The 16,198-nt window shown below is 43.0% G+C and carries 15 protein-coding genes; 3 read left to right on the top strand and 12 right to left on the bottom strand.

Annotated elements, in window-relative coordinates; translation table 11 throughout:
- Positions 1-130 precede the first annotated feature (130 nt).
- The 6 genes from IAE45_RS00555 to IAE45_RS00530 all read right to left on the bottom strand — a co-directional run bounded on the left by IAE45_RS00555 (position 131) and on the right by IAE45_RS00530 (position 5,130).
- On the bottom strand, positions 131-1,039 hold the full coding sequence (locus tag IAE45_RS00555) for an RluA family pseudouridine synthase (protein ID WP_077453395.1): 909 nt from the start codon (positions 1,037-1,039) through the stop codon (positions 131-133).
- The gene (lspA, locus tag IAE45_RS00550) at positions 1,023-1,508 is read right to left on the bottom strand and encodes a signal peptidase II (RefSeq protein WP_200124424.1); all 486 of its coding nucleotides are present in this window, start codon (positions 1,506-1,508) and stop codon (positions 1,023-1,025) included. Before lspA ends, IAE45_RS00555 begins: the two co-directional genes overlap by 17 nt.
- Entirely contained in the window at positions 1,505-2,212 is a 708-nt protein-coding gene (locus tag IAE45_RS00545) for a CBS domain-containing protein (protein ID WP_077453397.1), read from the bottom strand. The genes lspA and IAE45_RS00545 overlap by 4 nt, the downstream gene beginning before the upstream one ends.
- Entirely contained in the window at positions 2,205-2,612 is a 408-nt protein-coding gene (locus IAE45_RS00540; protein WP_142424861.1) for a hypothetical protein, read from the bottom strand. Before IAE45_RS00540 ends, IAE45_RS00545 begins: the two co-directional genes overlap by 8 nt.
- Positions 2,613-2,840: 228 nt before the next feature.
- Positions 2,841-4,511, bottom strand: a complete 1,671-nt coding sequence (locus IAE45_RS00535) for a formate--tetrahydrofolate ligase (protein ID WP_200124422.1) — start codon at positions 4,509-4,511, stop codon at positions 2,841-2,843.
- 208 nt (positions 4,512-4,719) lie between these two features.
- Positions 4,720-5,130, bottom strand: a complete 411-nt coding sequence (locus IAE45_RS00530) for an EbsA family protein (protein WP_077453400.1) — start codon at positions 5,128-5,130, stop codon at positions 4,720-4,722.
- A 65-nt stretch (positions 5,131-5,195) separates the two neighbouring features.
- Here IAE45_RS00530 and IAE45_RS00525 point away from each other — a divergent pair, with 65 nt between their 5' ends.
- Positions 5,196-5,612, top strand: a complete 417-nt coding sequence (locus IAE45_RS00525) for a ribonuclease HI family protein (protein ID WP_086292405.1) — start codon at positions 5,196-5,198, stop codon at positions 5,610-5,612.
- On the opposite strand, the gene cls is transcribed toward IAE45_RS00525, so the two are convergent.
- The 4 genes from cls to IAE45_RS00505 form a co-directional block, all read right to left on the bottom strand.
- Positions 5,592-7,058, bottom strand: coding sequence for a cardiolipin synthase (gene cls, locus IAE45_RS00520; RefSeq protein WP_081118676.1), 1,467 nt, complete (start codon positions 7,056-7,058; stop codon positions 5,592-5,594). The genes IAE45_RS00525 and cls overlap by 21 nt on opposite strands.
- A 24-nt stretch (positions 7,059-7,082) precedes the next feature.
- Positions 7,083-8,225 (bottom strand): cation diffusion facilitator family transporter, encoded by a 1,143-nt coding sequence (locus IAE45_RS00515; protein ID WP_200124420.1) that lies wholly within the window; start codon positions 8,223-8,225, stop codon positions 7,083-7,085.
- Positions 8,226-8,502: 277 nt separating this feature from the next.
- Positions 8,503-11,145 carry an alanine--tRNA ligase gene (gene alaS / locus IAE45_RS00510; protein WP_200124418.1) on the bottom strand — a complete coding sequence of 881 codons (2,643 nt, stop codon included), beginning with the start codon at positions 11,143-11,145 and terminating at the stop codon, positions 8,503-8,505.
- 351 nt (positions 11,146-11,496) lie between these two features.
- Positions 11,497-12,549, bottom strand: coding sequence for a DUF7278 family profilin-like fold-containing protein (locus IAE45_RS00505; RefSeq protein WP_200124416.1), 1,053 nt, complete (start codon positions 12,547-12,549; stop codon positions 11,497-11,499).
- Between the two features lie 70 nt (positions 12,550-12,619).
- On the opposite strand from IAE45_RS00505, the gene IAE45_RS00500 reads away from it, so the two are divergent.
- Positions 12,620-13,057, top strand: a complete 438-nt coding sequence (locus IAE45_RS00500) for a GNAT family N-acetyltransferase (protein WP_200124414.1) — start codon at positions 12,620-12,622, stop codon at positions 13,055-13,057.
- A gap of 37 nt (positions 13,058-13,094) precedes the next feature.
- Here IAE45_RS00500 and IAE45_RS00495 read toward each other — a convergent pair whose 3' ends face one another.
- Together IAE45_RS00495 and IAE45_RS00490 are read right to left on the bottom strand one after the other, a co-directional pair.
- The gene (locus IAE45_RS00495; RefSeq protein ID WP_005226134.1) at positions 13,095-14,441 is read right to left on the bottom strand and encodes a DEAD/DEAH box helicase; all 1,347 of its coding nucleotides are present in this window, start codon (positions 14,439-14,441) and stop codon (positions 13,095-13,097) included.
- 58 nt (positions 14,442-14,499) lie between these two features.
- Positions 14,500-15,663, bottom strand: coding sequence for a VanZ family protein (locus IAE45_RS00490; protein WP_081118681.1), 1,164 nt, complete (start codon positions 15,661-15,663; stop codon positions 14,500-14,502).
- Between the two features lie 93 nt (positions 15,664-15,756).
- Here IAE45_RS00490 and IAE45_RS00485 point away from each other — a divergent pair, with 93 nt between their 5' ends.
- Positions 15,757-16,083 carry a hypothetical protein gene (locus IAE45_RS00485; protein ID WP_081118682.1) on the top strand — a complete coding sequence of 109 codons (327 nt, stop codon included), beginning with the start codon at positions 15,757-15,759 and terminating at the stop codon, positions 16,081-16,083.
- Positions 16,084-16,198 lie beyond the last annotated feature (115 nt).

The following is a 16,198-nucleotide window of genomic DNA, read 5'->3' as shown; positions in this document are numbered from 1 at the left end:
TCATCCAGTAAGGGTTCGAATCTCCAACGCGGGAGTCGTCTACTTACTCATTCCTTCTTAGCCTCACGGGACTACATTTAAAGGAGCTATTTAGTTGTTACAATTAATATACAGTTCCACCACAAAAAAATCAATCATTTTTTCGTAATTTTTTTAGGGTGTCCTCAAATAGTTCTGGTAATGGGGCTTCAAAGACCATTGACTCACCCGTTGTGGGATGTGTGAAGCCTAAAAGCTTGGCATGTAAAAACTGGCCGTTGCCTTTTAAGGTACGCTTTGGCCCGTAGATTGGGTCACCAGCTAACGGAAACCCGATATATTGCATATGCACTCTAATTTGGTGGGTTCTTCCAGTTTCCAATTGCAATTCCACCAAGGTAAATTGATCAAAGCGTTCCAACACGGTGAAATGAGTCACTGCGGGTTTGCCGTTCTCAATCACCGCCTGCATTTTACGATTGACTTTCGAGCGGCCGATCGGTGCATTGATGGTGCCTTTTTCGTGGCTGATATTGCCATGGACCAAAGCCACATACTTGCGTAACGAGGTTTTGTCTTTCAATTGTTTCGCTAACGACTCATGCGCCTGATCATTTTTGGCAATCATTAACAGACCCGACGTATCTTTGTCGATTCGATGAACGATACCCGGCCGAACAACATCGTTGATCGTCGATAGATCCTCCATATGGTACAACAATGCGTTGACTAAGGTGCCACTCGGATGACCAGCGGATGGATGAACCACCATCCCTTGCGGCTTGTTGATGACTGCCACATCAGCATCTTGATAGACGATCGTTAAAGGAATATTTTCTGGCTCTAAATCTACTACTTCCGGCTCTGGCACTTGGATGACCAAGTGATCGCCTGCTTTTACTTTATAATTAGCCCGGACCGTCTCACCTGCCAAAGTAACGGCATCTTCTTTCAGCCATTGTTGGACTTGTGAACGGCTATGGTCAGGCAAGCGTTCGGCCAACACTTTGTCGACCCGCCCTTTTTCTTCTTTAATGATTACTTCAATTTGCTTTTCCATTTGATTCTCCTTGTTTCCCTTTTGCTACATCATCTACTAGTGCATAAATAAAAATCAAGATTACCCCAAACACTAATGACATATCAGCGATATTGAAAATTGGGAAATTGATAAAATCAAGCTGGAACATGTCCACTACAAAGCCATGCTGCAAGCGATCGATGAAGTTCCCGATAGCGCCACCTAGAACAAACGCCAGTCCGAAACGAAACCATAGGCTGCTGTTTTGGTAGCGAAACAATAGATAAACAACGACGGCAACCGCGATAACGGTGATGATCGCAAAAAAGGTGATTTTTCCTTCTAGAATACTCCAAGCTGCACCCGTATTCTGAAGATAGGTCAGTGACAACACATTGTCGATCAGAGAATGTGTTTCACCTAGTTGATAATTGGCAACGATCCAAATTTTTAGCCATTGATCCAAGCCAATGACAACAGCACTTAACAAAAAAAACAACGCGATCATAAATTTTCCACTCTTTCTTCTTTAAAAATATCTCGTGGACGGATGATGCCCAAGAGATTTCCATTCGGATTTTTATCTTTGGTGATCAATACCGCCTCAAGCAGGGCATTTTTTTGAAACAATTCTTCCACTTCTACGATGGTCGTTTCAGCCGACACGAAACAAAAATTCGACCGTTTCCCATCTCCTGCTAATAATTCATCGGCCGTTCTGCCTGCTAACTTGATTTCACCATGGAGGCTTTCTTTCGCTAACCAGTACCCCAGCATTCGCAAAGTGATCAAGCCCAAAAATCGACCATTATCATAGATTGGAAATTGTGAGTAGCGCTTTTGGGCAACGATTTTCAATAACTCTGGTAATGGCAGGTGCTTTTCAAAACCAGTCACTCGTTTCGCAAAACGCGGCATGACTTTTTCAGGCGCCAGTAGAGATCGTTCAATTTCTTGAATGCGATTGACGACCCATTCATTTGGCTCTGCAATGACAAAGTTCTCACCAATTTTTTCATGAACGATGGCATTGCGCAGCTGAGCCATCTGTAATAGATCATCTTCTGCTCTTCTAACATTGATATTTTTACTTTTTGATAAGCGACGAACCATTTCAGAAAACCCCATATTCCGCGGATTATCCAATTCGTCACGAAGACGCTTTTCGATTCGATTAAAACTGCTCAAAAATTGATCTGCACCACTAGCCATGAGGAACCTCCTTGATAAGATATGCTTTTTTTAAATAAATCAAAACAAAGACAAAATAAGCCACCAAATACACACCAACAAAAAGCAACGAGTAGAGGGAGATGGATAATAAGCCCAAACCCCCTATCATGAGAAAAAGGCTTATATAAAAGCCGATATATATTCTTTTAAGCGCAGGATTCATCACGACCTCCAGCTTGAGCGCTGATTGGCCTTGTGGTAGCTGAAAGGGCTGACTTTCTAAAAAAAACATGCGCACACGAATCGGCGTCTGCTCAGCCAGCGCCAAAAAAATCGTTTGCTGATGATTGATGGCAGCGATTCTTTTTTTCCCTTGCATGATCTCTAAGGGACTGCCCATTCCATAAAAACCAGTCCTCCTAGTTAGTTGTAGCTCCATTGACAAAGATCACCTCAATTGGTTAAGTATACTTGATTATCAAAAGAAAGAAAATAGACTTTTGCTTGCTTCCTTGATTATTATAACAAGAATCCCTACTTTTATCTTCCATCACGTCAAATGAACAAGAAAAAGACGAATGCAGCGTGCATCCGTCCTATCAAATCATCTCTTTACGTTCTTTCGTTTCAAATGCCGCGAATGCCTTCTTTGTTTGTGACCGCTCTTTTAGAAAAGACCGATCGCTTGGCCATCAGAAGTCACGTCCATATTGATGGCGGCAGGTTTCTTCGGTAATCCCGGCATCGTCATCACGGCACCAGTCAAGGCTACAATGAAGCCAGCACCTAGCTTTGGTACGAACTCACGAATGGTCACAGAAAAGCCTTCTGGTGCACCCAGTTGCTTTGGATCATCACTAAAGGAATACTGGGTTTTTGCCATACAGATCGGCAAATGATCCCAGCCTTGCTCTTTAAAGTTTTGCAACTGCGCCTTGGCTTTTGGTGCAAACTCAACCTCAGCCCCGCCATAGATTTCCCGCACGATCAAAGAAGCTTTATCCGCTAAAGGCAAATCGTTCGTATACAAGCGTTGGTAGTTAGCCGGTTTTTCCTCGATCACTTGGACTACCGCTTTTGCGAGATCCGTTCCACCCGCTCCACCATCTGACCAAACAGCTGTCCGAGCGACGGTGACATCGATTCGCTGGCACAAGGCTTCAACTAATTCACGCTCCGCTTCGGTGTCTTGTGAAAATTCATTGAGGGCGACTACCACTGGAATCTGATATTTGCGCATATTTTCAACATGCCGTTTCAAATTACTGAAGCCCCGCTCTAATGCTTCTGTATTCTCAGTCCCTAGATCAGCGACAGCGACACCGCCATGCATCTTCAATGCTCTGATCGTTGCCACAACCACGATCGCATCCGGTGCTTTTGATAGATTTGGTGTTTTGATATCTAAAAATTTCTCTGCACCTAAATCGGCACCAAAACCAGCTTCGGTCACCGTGTATTCGCCTAAGTGCAAAGCTGTCTCGGTTGCGATCACACTATTACACCCATGGGCGATATTCGCAAAAGGCCCGCCATGGATCAGCGCAGGAGTTCCTTCGATTGTTTGGACCAGATTCGGTTTCAGAGCGTCCTTCAGTAGTAAAGCTAAGGCTCCTTGAACCGCCAAATCTTTTGCGTAAATCGGTTGTTTTTCATAAGAATAGCCAATTAAGATCTTTCCTAATCGTTCTTTTAAGTTATCAATGCTCGTTGCCAAACACAAAATCGCCATGATTTCACTTGCGACAGTAATATCAAAACCATCTTCACGAGGAACACCTTGTAATGGACCGCCTAAGCCAACGATCACTTGGCGTAACGCACGATCATTCAAATCGACAACGCGTTTCCATGTAACCCGACGTCCGTCGATCCCTAATTCGTTGCCTTGTTGGATATGATTGTCGATCAACGCAGACAAGGCGTTATTAGCAGCCGTGATCGCATGCATATCACCTGTGAAATGTAAGTTGATGTCTTCCATCGGTAGTACTTGTGCTTTGCCACCGCCAGTGGCGCCGCCTTTGATGCCCATTACTGGTCCTAAAGATGGCTCACGTAAGGCGATGACGGTTTGCTTGCCGATTTGATTTAACGCATCTGCAAGTCCAATGGTCACGGTTGACTTGCCTTCTCCTGCTGGTGTCGGACTGATCGCTGTGACTAAAATCAGCTTACCCAGTGGATTGTTTGCTTTTTCGTTGATTGCCGACCATTCGATTTTTGCTTTATATTTGCCATAAAGTTCCAGGTCATCCCCTGTTAAACCAAGTGGTTCAGCAATTTCAATAATCGGTTTAGGCTTTGATTCTTGTGCAATTTCGATATCTGATTTCATTTTTACCCTCAATTCACGAACTATTTAGCACTTTAAAAAAGGTTTTGTTTGCTATGGTCTTATTATACTTGATTTTATTCAGAAAGAAAGAGAGATTTTTCACACTTTTACAAGAAGTTTCACGGATCCTTTATGTAAACAAAAACAGCGTCTCTCCTAAGGCTGTACCGCCAAAAGGAGTGATCGCTGTTTTCTAGATTCCTATGAATTAGTCGTGGGTTTCGACCTGCACCCTTTTTTCAGGGATTTTTTCTTGAAAAAAAGTTTCTAACCATACCACATCTTTTTTACGTAACGTGAAGGTATACGTTCTTTGATGATCGGTAATGCTTATTAAACGGTTTTCAATTTGCCATTTTTCTATCTCAGACAGAGAGACGATCCTTTTCTTCCATATACGTGCGTAGCGAATCAGTAACACATCATTTCTAATGAGCAGACTCCGGTGGAGCCCCAGCCATACAAAAAAGAAGAAGACGGCTAAAACGAGGTTGCTTTTCCAATAAGGTCTGGTATTTTCTAACGAAAGAATCAAACTGATAAATAATATCATCATAGTGAACGACCAATAAATGATCGCTGTAGCAGCTTCCGGTTGCCAATACAATTTACGCTTCATAAAAGTTCCTCACAACATAAAATTTCTAGTATACTATCTTTATCATATCAAAAAAGGGTGAGACAATGTTAAAAGTTTATCTTGATGCTTCCACGAAAGGCAACCCCGGCCCTAGTGGCGGTGGAATCGTCATTGTCGGTACTGATCTGCATGAACAAATTGCGTTTCCGCTACCTGATTCCACCAACCACCAAGCAGAGTTCGCTGTGATGGTCAACGCGCTGCAGCTGTTGATTAACAAAGGGTTACAGGAACAGACAATTATGCTTTATACCGACAGCAAAGTCGTTGCGCAGACCATCGACAAGAATTATACCAAAAACCCTGCTTTTTCTGATTATTTAACAGAAATTCAATACTTGTTGAAACAGTTCTCTTTAGCGATCATCCAATGGGTCCCTGAGAGTCAAAACAAAGGTGCCGACCATTTGGCCCGCCAAGGATTAGCAAAAGCGATGAAATTAAAGGATCGGAGACAATAACCGAGAGAAGTTTTGTTTGAAGCGCAACCAGTAAGATTGCTTAGCCAAAATTTCATCCGTCAGTAATGTTGATTGTGCCATATCCTCTTCAAAGAAGCCTTTCAACGTTTGCGTGACATCGTGATCGTAGGCGAAGGCATTGACTTCAAAATTCAAGGCATAACTCCGAATGTCTTGATTCGTCGTCCCAAAGGAACTAATGGTATCATCCATCATGACCGTCTTCGCATGGAGGAAACCGTTGTTATAGATGTAGATTTTTGCACCACGGCGATGCAAGTAATTGGCATAATGCTGTGTTGCCCGATAAATGAATGGATGATCCGGCATACATGGAATCATGATTCGGACGTCTACACCTGAGTGGATGGCAATTTCCAATGCATTCATCATACTGTCATCAGGAATCAAATAAGGCGTTTGGATCCAAATCGATTCTTTCGCAGCCAAAATCATTTTCACAAAACCGCCTTTAAGGATTTGGGTCTCTGTTTCTGGACCGTCGGCGACAATTTGCAGATCAACATTTCCAGCAAGCTCTTTCGGTGGCAAAATAAAATAACGATCTTCGTATTCTAGCTGATCCTCTTCCTTTTGCACCGATGCATTCCAATCACGAATAAAAATCTCTTGTAGCGTAAAGCTAGCGGTTCCGACGATTCTTGCGTGGGTATCTCGCCAATAGCCGAACTTGGCCTTTTTGCCAAGATATTGATCACCAACATTAAACCCGCCAGTCCAGCCAATTTGTCCATCGATCACAACGATTTTCCGATGAAGGTGGTAATTTAGCCGTGTGTTACGAATCAGATTTTTCGAGGTGATAAATGGCACGACTTTTCCTCCAGCATCGATCAGCGGTTGGAAGAACTTGCGATTGGCTTTCGGTGAACCCCATGGATCATAGACCAAACGGACTTCCACGCCTTCACGGGCTTTATCGATCAAGATAGACAAGAATTGGCCACCGATCTCATCATTAAAAAATGAATAATACTCCACATGCAGGTTGTCTTCAGCTTGCTTCATATCTTCGAATAATGCTGCAAACTTTTCTTTGCCATCTGTGTAAAATTTCACCTTGTTTCCTTTAGTCAAGGGCGATTCATCTAGGTTCTTAAAATAGCGCTCCAATAAATGATTATCATCTGAGTAAGGATGTTCTGGAAAAGAATAATTGTGCACTTTGATGATTCGATTCAACTCATTGATCCTACTCTGATGATGCTCACTGAATTTATAAATAATTTCTCCATCGATTCCCCGTCCGCAAAACAAGTACAACAAGAACCCAATGCCGGGGATGAATACCAACGTCATCATCCAAGCAAAGACACTTGCAATCGAGCGTGGTTTCCGAAAAACAGTAATAAAAGCAGCAATCGTATTAATAAACAAAAGTGCCAATAAGACCGTGGAAATCATGCTCATATCCATTTTTATCATAGTTTCCTCCTATATCCTGTAACCCTATAATAGGTAACTGTGATCGAAAGCAAGCTTCAATTCATAGTCCCCTAGTGTTTCTTTGATTTTTTGTTTCAGCATTTCTTCGATTTCTTGATCATTATACGCCGATTTTGCGGGAATCACTAAATCAAAAGCCAACAGATCTCCTTTGACCTGAAAATCATGCATCCGTAACTGTGGGTCAACGAAGCGAATGATCTTTGACACTTCTTTTTTTAAATGCCGATACTGCTGATCTTGAATTGGTACTGGATCAAGATGACAGACCAGGTCGACCTTTAAAGATTGGCGAAAATCTTGTTCAATCGCATCAATCACCTCATGCGCTTCTCGTAAAGACCACGTTTCATCCACTTCGATATGCACACTGGCAAAGCGATTTTTCGGTCCATAATTATGAACCAGTAAATCATGGTAACCGAGAATCGTCGGATAGTGATCCAAGCGTTGCTCCATGGCTGCTACTTCTTCTTGGGTTGGGCGTGCCCCTAATAATTCGTTGATAAAGGAACGAATCATTTTGATTCCGCTAATCAAAATATACAAGGCAATCAGACAGCCGACAAAGCCATCGATACGTAGGCCAGTCAGCCACTCGATCGTCGCTGAAAACAAAACCGCCCCTGTTGTATACACATCGTTGAGACTGTCTTGACCACTGGCACTTAGTGTTTGAGAGCCGATCAACTTAGCCAATCTGCGGTACATTGCTCCCTGCCAGACTTTGATCAAAATCGATAAAACCAAAACGATAAACAATAGTGGGGAAAGACGGATACTCGTCGGTTCCATGACGCGTTGCACAGAACTGATGAGAAATTGGCCACCAACAAATGTGATGATCAAAGATACCACAAACCCACTGATGGCTTCAAAACGCTCATGACCATATGGATGTTCACTGTCGGCTGGTTTCGCCGAGATCCGAAAACCGATCAATGTTAAAATAGACGAGGCGGTATCTGAAAGACTGTTGATGGCATCGGCCATAATCGAAACAGATTGTGCAGATAAGCCAATGATAAATTTCCCTGCGAATAATAGGAGGTTGGAAAGCAACCCGAGGCTACCCGCTAACTTCCCGATGGCTGTACGTTCGTAGACACCATTTTTTTTGCTACGATCTAAAAAAAAGTTTAGCAAATCATCACCCTCTCAAAAAACCATCTTTCTTATTTTACCCCGAAGGAATTCAATTAAACAACTATTCGTATCGTTTTTTCGAAAAAAAAGCGAATTCCCTTCAATTATCAAACGCATTTTCAGATAACACGTAGGAAAAAAGGAAAAAGATAACGGAAGGGTCTCCCCCTCCGTCATCTTCGTTCAAAAAAGGAATGTGTTAAAGACCTGCGCTCCTCTTTCATCTATCTTCTCAAACGAAAGAAACTTGCTGCACAGATTCAACCAGTGAGTGTGATTACTTGGCAGCTAACCACGTTGCTGCTGACTCAAGTGCTGCTGCGATTCCTTCAGGATTCTTCCCGCCGGCTTGCGCCATATCAGGACGACCGCCACCGCCGCCACCAACTTTAGGTGCAATCTCTTTGATCAAATCGCCCGCTTTCAATCCTTTTTCATTGGCTGCTTTGTTCATGGCAGCTAAAAGATTCACTTTGCCATCATTCGCGGTAGCTAACACTAAAATATCAGAATGGTCTTTTTGTTTCCATTGGTCAGCTAGTTGACGTAATTGGTTCATGTCCTTTACAGTCACTTTTGCTGTGATCAGACGCAGACCATTTACTTCTTTGACATCTTTGAAAACATCCCCTGCTTGCTGGTTTGCTAACTTGCTGGCAAGAGCTTCGTTTTCTTTTTGCAGTTCACGCAGCTGCGCTTGCAGTTGTTCTGTTTTGGCAACGACTTCTTTTAATTGAGCGGATTTAACGATCCCTGCGATTGCTTTCAATTGCGTCTCTTCTTCATGCAATAGCGTATAGGCCTCTTGACTAGTCACTGCTTCGATCCGACGAACACCAGCACCGATCCCTGATTCAGAAACGATTTTGAAAATACCGATATCCTCCGTATTTGCTACATGGGTTCCCCCACATAATTCGATCGACCAATCGGCAACATTGACGACGCGAACGTCATGCCCATATTTTTCACCAAAGAGTGCCATCGCTCCCATGCCTTTTGCGGTATCGATATCCGTTTCGATCGTCACAACAGGGAGGGCTTCCCAAATTTTTTGGTTAACGATTTGTTCCATTTGGCTCAGCTCTTCGCTGGTCACTTGCCCGAAATGACTAAAGTCAAAGCGCAAATGTCCTGGAGCAACTAATGAACCTGCTTGGTTCGCATGGCTACCTAATACTTCTTTTAACGCTTTATGCAATAAGTGAGTCGCCGTATGATTTTTGATGATCTTATTGCGACGATGCTGATCCACTTGTAAGAAATAGTTCACGCCTTCTTTTAGTGGCGCTTTGATTGTAGCAGTATGCAAGAACTGACCGTTCGGTGCTTTTTTGACATCCGTCACTTCCGCTACAATCGTACCATCTTCTGCTACGATCGTGCCTGTATCCGCAACTTGTCCACCCATTTCTGCGTAAAATGGTGTTTCGGCAAAAATCAGTTTTGCTTCACCTGTCGAAACAGAATCATGTAACGCTTCGTCTTGGATGATCACTAATAATTCGCTGTTTGCTTCAAGTGAATCATAGCCAACGAAACGGCTGTCTACTTTGATATCTGTCAATAAAGCGGATTGTACGCCCATTGAAAGCTCCGTTTGTCGAGCCGCACGAGCACGGGCACGTTGTGCATCCATTTCTTGTTCAAACCCTTGGTGGTCCACTTTCAACCCTTCGTCTTCCGCCACTTCTTCTGTCAATTCAACTGGGAAGCCGTAAGTATCATACAATTTGAAAATATCTTGACCAGCTAACGTATCTTGACCGTCTGCTTTTACTTGGGTGATCACTTGATTTAAAATATCTAACCCTTCATTGATGGTTTCATGGAAACGTTCTTCCTCGTTGCGGATCACTTTTTCAATAAATTCTTGCTGCTCTAATACTTCAGGATAGTAGCTTTCCATGATCTCGCCAACGATCGGTACTAATTTGTATAAGAAGGCAGCATCGATCCCTAATTTTTTCCCATGCATGACTGCACGACGTAATAAACGACGTAAAACATAGCCACGGCCTTCATTTGAAGGCAGTGCCCCATCACCGATCGCAAAAGAAAGCGCGCGGATATGGTCTGCAATCACTTTAAAGGAGATATCTGTCGTTTTGCTGTCGCCGTAGTTCACACGACCGCTTAAATCTGCCACTGCATTGATGATCGGCAGAAACAAGTCTGTTTCAAAATTGGTTGGTGCATTTTGAACGATGGAAACCATTCGTTCCAGCCCCATCCCTGTATCAATGTTTTTATGTGGTAGTGGTTCATAGGAGCCATCTGGTTGATGATTGAATTCTGAAAAGACCAGATTCCAGATTTCCAAATAGCGTTCATTTTCGCCACCAGGATAGTTTTCGGGATCATCTTCCGCTACGTCATTAAACTCAGGACCACGGTCATAGAAAATCTCTGAATCCGGTCCACAGGGGCCTGCACCGATGTCCCAAAAGTTGTCTTCAATCTCAACGATATGCTCTGGTGTTAAGCCGACTTCTTCTGCCCAGATCCGTTTTGCTTCCGTGTCTTTTGGATAAACCGTGACATATAATTTCTCTGGATCAAAAGCCATCCATTCTGGGGAGGTCAAAAACTCCCAGGCCCAATGAATCGCTTCATTCTTAAAGTAATCGCCGATCGAAAAGTTGCCTAACATTTCAAACATCGTATGATGTCTTGCTGTTTTCCCAACGTTTTCGATGTCGTTGGTCCGAATCGATTTTTGCGCATTGGTAATTCTTGGGTTTTCAGGAACAACACTGCCATCAAAATATTTTTTTAGCGTTGCCACCCCTGAATTGATCCATAATAGGGTTGGATCGTTGACTGGGACAAGGGACGCACTTGGTTCAATTGAATGACTTTTTGATTGAAAGAAGTCCAAAAACATTTGGCGTACTTCTGCACTGGATAATTGTTTCACGTTATTCTCCTACTTTCTTCTGTGTTCGCTTAAGATACAGGGGCTGACAAAATTGCTGGTAAGGCGCTCTTATGCCTGTCGAGACATTTTGACGATAAAAAAACACCATTGCAGAGCAAGGACGTCGATACGCGGTACCACCTTGCTTGCAATGATGTGACTCATTACCTCTTAGACTCGTTAACGCGGAGTGGACGGCAACATTTCTGCTACAGTTGAGCACCAAAGGGAGCAATCCGTCCGAATTCATGTTTTTCTCTCAGCAATGAAAAACTTTCTGTAATGAATCATCAAACCGACCATATCCTTCGTCATTCAAAGTATAAGGAAATGTTTTGAAAAAGTCAATCCTCAAATCCGGTCTTTATTGATTAGGATCCCTTTGCGGTAACGATAGTTCTGGGGAGAAAGCTTTTGATCGGGCTGCAACATTTTCCGTGAACGGTAATAACTGGCATACGGCAATGCATCGAATAAGGGATGACCACAAATTTGCCAATTCTCCATTTTTAAAGACAAGCCATCTGTCAGCTCCCACGCATCCGCAAGCCCATAGGTGCAGCCAAATAAATTCGGTTCAAGCAATTCAGCGGTTGACAAAGAGACGCCATCATCGCAGGGCTTTTCATTGCCCCAGCGAAAAAGTCGCCGAGTCGCAGCACCGCAAACGTATTCCCATTGATCCTCTGATAGCAACTGAAAGCCTTGTTTATCTAACTGCTGTTTCAATTCTGTTTGACTGACGGATTCGTGGGTAAATAACTGATAGGTTTCCGTTAACGGCTCGAGTGCAGCAAAATAGCGATTCTCTTCGTGATAAAAAGCGGGTAATTCCCAACGCAAGCTTTCCTCAAAGGACGCTGGTGCTGTGAATTGTGCCTTTAGCTCTTTTTCGAAAACACTGAATTGATCGACTAACCCGTGAAACTCCCCAGTGATCGTATTCAGCTGCCCGATATACCTTGCGCCAGCAGGCAGCGCACTTTTTTGGACTAGCATGGGATCAATCACAGCTTTGCGCAAAGGGCTCGTAGACTCATTGACAAAAATCCCCCAATCTTGGCTGGTTTCTAATTCATAGATGGTTTCCAGCTGGTGAATGATCTCGTTGGGTGCTGACTGCCAATTTTTACTCCAGCAAGTAGCCGGTAACCCTTGCACACCGAGATCCCAACCTAAGATCGCCTCAGAGTTCCCTGGTATAAAGACAAAGTCTTCGCCATCGATCGTTAATTCAAAGGTAGCACATTTCAACCCTGCATACGTCAATTGACTAAAATGGACATCGGTGATCTCCTTTAAAGGACTGACAAAATACATTAAAATTTGCTGGATCAGCTGTTCTTTGATTTCAAAGGACAGTGTCTTCCAATTTGACCATTGTAACGCCTCAAAAAAATCCACGTCATTTCTCCTCTCATCTGCTACAATTACTATATAACGAGTATACCACGAAAAAGGAGGAAAACGACTGATGCTTTATTTTGGACGCAGTCCGTGGATGCTACAAGCGGTTTTTGCCCTGCGGCAAGCCGTTTTTGTGGAAGAACAGCACATCCCTATAGAATGGGAATTTGATGAAAAAGACCAAACCTGCCCATACTTTCTTTGGCTAGATGGACGCATCCCGATCGCGACCATTCGCTATCAATTCTCTTCACCGAACACTCTGCAACCTGATCGCTTTTGCGTAGCCAAGGCCTATCGGCACCAAGGATACGGCACCAAATTATTGCATTATCTCGAAATGCGTGGTATCCAAGAGGGTGCCCTCCAATCAGTGTTATCCGCAGAGATCGACGCTTGTGCGTTTTATGAATCCTGTGGGTATCAAAAAACGTCCGAGCCCTATACTGAAGATGGTGTATTGTGTGTAGAAATGACCAAACAATTAAAAACAGCAGTCAAGTAAGAGAACACCCCTTACATGACTGCTGTTTTGGTAACCATTAACTATTCGAATTTTTCTTGTTTTTGCGGGCCGTCCGAGTCGTTTGACGGCGTTCGATCTTCCGTTTTTCTTTGTTCTTCTTATCAACAGCCCATTGAATTTTTTTCTTGTAGCCAGGCTTGATTTTTTTCTTCTTCTTCTTGACTAGGCCAATCAAGGTTGGGTCTAATTCATCACGAGATTTTTCCCGCTTTTGTCGACGATTCCGATCGTAAGTCGCAACGATCTCGCCATTTTTGATTTCCTTCGGTTGGAAAACAACCCCTAGATCTTCGATGGCTTGGATTGCCCCTTCATCACTTGGATCATATAACGTAATCGCGGTCCCATCCATTTGGTTTCGACCTGTCCGACCAACACGATGGATAAAGAAATCCAAATCAGCTGGAATCTCAGCATTGATGACATGAGACACCCCTTCAATATCAATCCCTCGCGCCGCTAAATCTGTTGCGACCACATATTGGTAGTCCAAATTTTGCACTTGGCGCATGATCCGTTTTCTTTCACGAGGGCTGATGTCGCCGTGGATCTTCGCCACTTTTAAACCTTGCTCCTTTAAGTAATCCGTAATTTCATCCACACGGCTCTTCGTGTTGGCAAAAACGATGGCAAGATAGGGATGGCCTGTAGTCAATAATTGGTAGATCAATTTATTGGTATTTTTCCCTTTGGTAGAAATCAACCAATTCTCGATCGTATCAGAGATGACTGCTTTCGATTTGATTTCTTCGATCAATGGATTGGCCATGTATTTTTTCAAGAATGGGCGCAATTTCTCTGGAATCGTTGCGGAGAAAACCAGCATTTGTAGTTTCTCAGGCAAACGCCCCGCAATTTGATCGACTTCTTCTAAAAAGCCCATATCCAAGGTCATGTCTGCTTCATCCACGACAAATACATTGGCAGTGTGAACCCCTAACGCTTGTTCGTTGATCATATCCAAGATACGACCAGGTGTCCCAATCACGACATGGGGCTGTTGGTTTTGCAGACGGCTTAATTGACGTTGCTTATCCGTTCCTCCGACGAAATTTGACACTCGAATTTCAGGATCATGAAATCCGCCGATTTGTTTTGCGGCGTGATAGATTTGCGTGGCTAATTCACGACTCGGTGCAGTGATCACTACTTGCACTTCATCTTTTTCGGCATCGATTTTATCCATCAATGGCAGTAAAAATGTGTGGGTCTTACCACTTCCGGTCTGTGATTGCCCTACAACACTGCGGCCTTTTTGGATAACAGGTATCAGTTTTTCTTGCACTTCTGTTGGTTTAGAGAACTTTTTATCAGCAAGTGCTTCATAAATAAATGGTTGAAATTTAAATGACTCAAAAGACATTCAAACACCTTCTTTCTTTTAGCATCCTTTGGATTATAGCATATGTTGCCTTGTTTTCCTAACTTTCTTTTGTAATCGATTGAGGATCGATCGTACTGATAGTATACGTTGCACTGCGGCGTTCATAGAAAAAGCGGCTTTCTTTTTTTATTGCTGCCCACAAGAGATTCAAGTAAAAGCCAAACTGGATCAACCCAAAAATAACTACCATCAACAAACTAACGACTAAAAGCAGCATATTATCCGACTCAAGAAACGGTGCGAAAAAGATATTGACCCGACTGATGCTGGCATAAATCAGATAAAACAAGCCATAGCGTTTCAATAAAGCCCCCAAGCTAACACGCTCACGACCTTCTTGCATGATTTTGATCCGTACGAGTTTTTTTCCAATCGTTTGTCCTTTAGCAAGATAAGCCAACAACACAAAGTACAGCAACACTTCAAGAGCAAAGTACCAATAGTCCCCACTAAAGTCTCGTACCGTCTGTTGAGTGAGCAAACGAACAGCGATCACCACAAGGAAACTGATCACATTCAGTATTCCCCAGTCGATCAACCAAGCAACCACCCTTCGTGTCACGGTTACCCGAGTACCCTTGGCGTAAGAGTCGGCGTCCATTTCTTCTCTTGATGGCAATAAGAACGTAAAAAGTGGGGCGATCGTCCAGCCCACAAGCCCTCCGACTGTATTGACAAAGAGATCATTGACATCGAATAAACGATACGGACGAGGATAGATAAAATACAGTCCCGTCAACTGCGTTAATTCAAAAAACAACGTCAGACAAAAGGTCATCGCCAGTGTTTTAAAAAAAGAACACTTGAAGTAATAACGTAAGTAAACCCCGAATGGCAAGGTCAACAATAAATTAAAGAGAGGTTCTAAAAAGACCCCTTGTTTCATAGCGGGAAGATAGGTTTGTGGATCGTGAATGTTTAAGACGGTCTGTTGGACAAAATGTTGCCACGATGCCCCTAACTGCAATTCCATCTTAGGGCCAGTCATCTGCGCTACCTCTTCGATCGAGGGCAATGGCAGGATAACTAAGAAATAGGCGCACAATAAATAGAAGACAAACGAATACAGAACCAGTGCGCGTGACAAGATAAAACGACCGTATTTTCGGTATTGGATAACAAAAAAAATCATTGATATCGCCAATGCTAGGAAAGGAAAAACCAGCAGGGCAACTTTTATTGGGGTAATATAAGCGGACATAAAGAACTCCTTCACGTTTTCTTTTTATCTTACACGCTATTTCCCAAAACGTAAATTTTGGAGTATCATAAAAGAAAAGGAGGTTAAAAAACCATGTTAAATCCCTATTTTGCCTTTGGCGTACCGGCATTCCTTTTGGTTTTATATGTAGCTTTTGCTCTTTTTCGCCGGTCTTCCGATATACCCTACTTAGGATTTGTTCTATTCATCATTGCTGGTTTTCTGACTGGATTTAGTTTACAAGTCATTCAACAAGCCATCAATGAAGTGGCTAAAACATCTTTTCAGCACGTACAAGATACCCATCTTTACTCACCTTACTTATTAGCGATTCCATTGATTGTGGGGATTCTTTTACTTATAGTTAACTTGGTTCGCGGCTATCTAAAAGTCAAAAAAGTGCGCCTGCAGTCAAAATAAAAGCAGCCTACCTTGTGATACGAAGCAATCTGCTCCCCTTGCTTGAGGAATGAAATTGCTTCGTATTTTTTTGGTAAGCTGCCTAGATTGTTAAACCCCTTCTAAAGATCCAACC

It is taken from the genome of Enterococcus sp. S53 (assembly GCF_016516865.1).
Lineage (GTDB): Bacteria > Bacillota > Bacilli > Lactobacillales > Enterococcaceae > Enterococcus_D > Enterococcus_D innesii.
The sequence above is the reverse complement of the archived record's forward strand: the minus strand, read 5'-3'. Positions and strand labels throughout refer to the sequence as shown.

Excerpts from the sequence above, each read along its gene's own strand:
- cls (WP_081118676.1), bottom strand. The coding sequence starts at position 7,058 with ATGATAAAAATGGATATGAGCATGATTTCCACGGTCTTATTGGCACTT.
- IAE45_RS00530 (WP_077453400.1), bottom strand. The coding sequence starts at position 5,130 with ATGAAGCGTAAATTGTATTGGCAACCGGAAGCTGCTACAGCGATCATT.
- IAE45_RS00500 (WP_200124414.1), top strand. The coding sequence starts at position 12,620 with ATGCTTTATTTTGGACGCAGTCCGTGGATGCTACAAGCGGTTTTTGCC.
- IAE45_RS00540 (WP_142424861.1), bottom strand. The coding sequence starts at position 2,612 with ATGGAGCTACAACTAACTAGGAGGACTGGTTTTTATGGAATGGGCAGT.
- IAE45_RS00545 (WP_077453397.1), bottom strand. The coding sequence starts at position 2,212 with ATGGCTAGTGGTGCAGATCAATTTTTGAGCAGTTTTAATCGAATCGAA.
- IAE45_RS00490 (WP_081118681.1), bottom strand. The coding sequence starts at position 15,663 with ATGTCCGCTTATATTACCCCAATAAAAGTTGCCCTGCTGGTTTTTCCT.
- lspA (WP_200124424.1), bottom strand. The coding sequence starts at position 1,508 with ATGATCGCGTTGTTTTTTTTGTTAAGTGCTGTTGTCATTGGCTTGGAT.
- IAE45_RS00535 (WP_200124422.1), bottom strand. The coding sequence starts at position 4,511 with ATGAAATCAGATATCGAAATTGCACAAGAATCAAAGCCTAAACCGATT.
- IAE45_RS00555 (WP_077453395.1), bottom strand. The coding sequence starts at position 1,039 with ATGGAAAAGCAAATTGAAGTAATCATTAAAGAAGAAAAAGGGCGGGTC.
- IAE45_RS00495 (WP_005226134.1), bottom strand. The coding sequence starts at position 14,441 with ATGTCTTTTGAGTCATTTAAATTTCAACCATTTATTTATGAAGCACTT.
- IAE45_RS00485 (WP_081118682.1), top strand. The coding sequence starts at position 15,757 with ATGTTAAATCCCTATTTTGCCTTTGGCGTACCGGCATTCCTTTTGGTT.
- IAE45_RS00525 (WP_086292405.1), top strand. The coding sequence starts at position 5,196 with ATGTTAAAAGTTTATCTTGATGCTTCCACGAAAGGCAACCCCGGCCCT.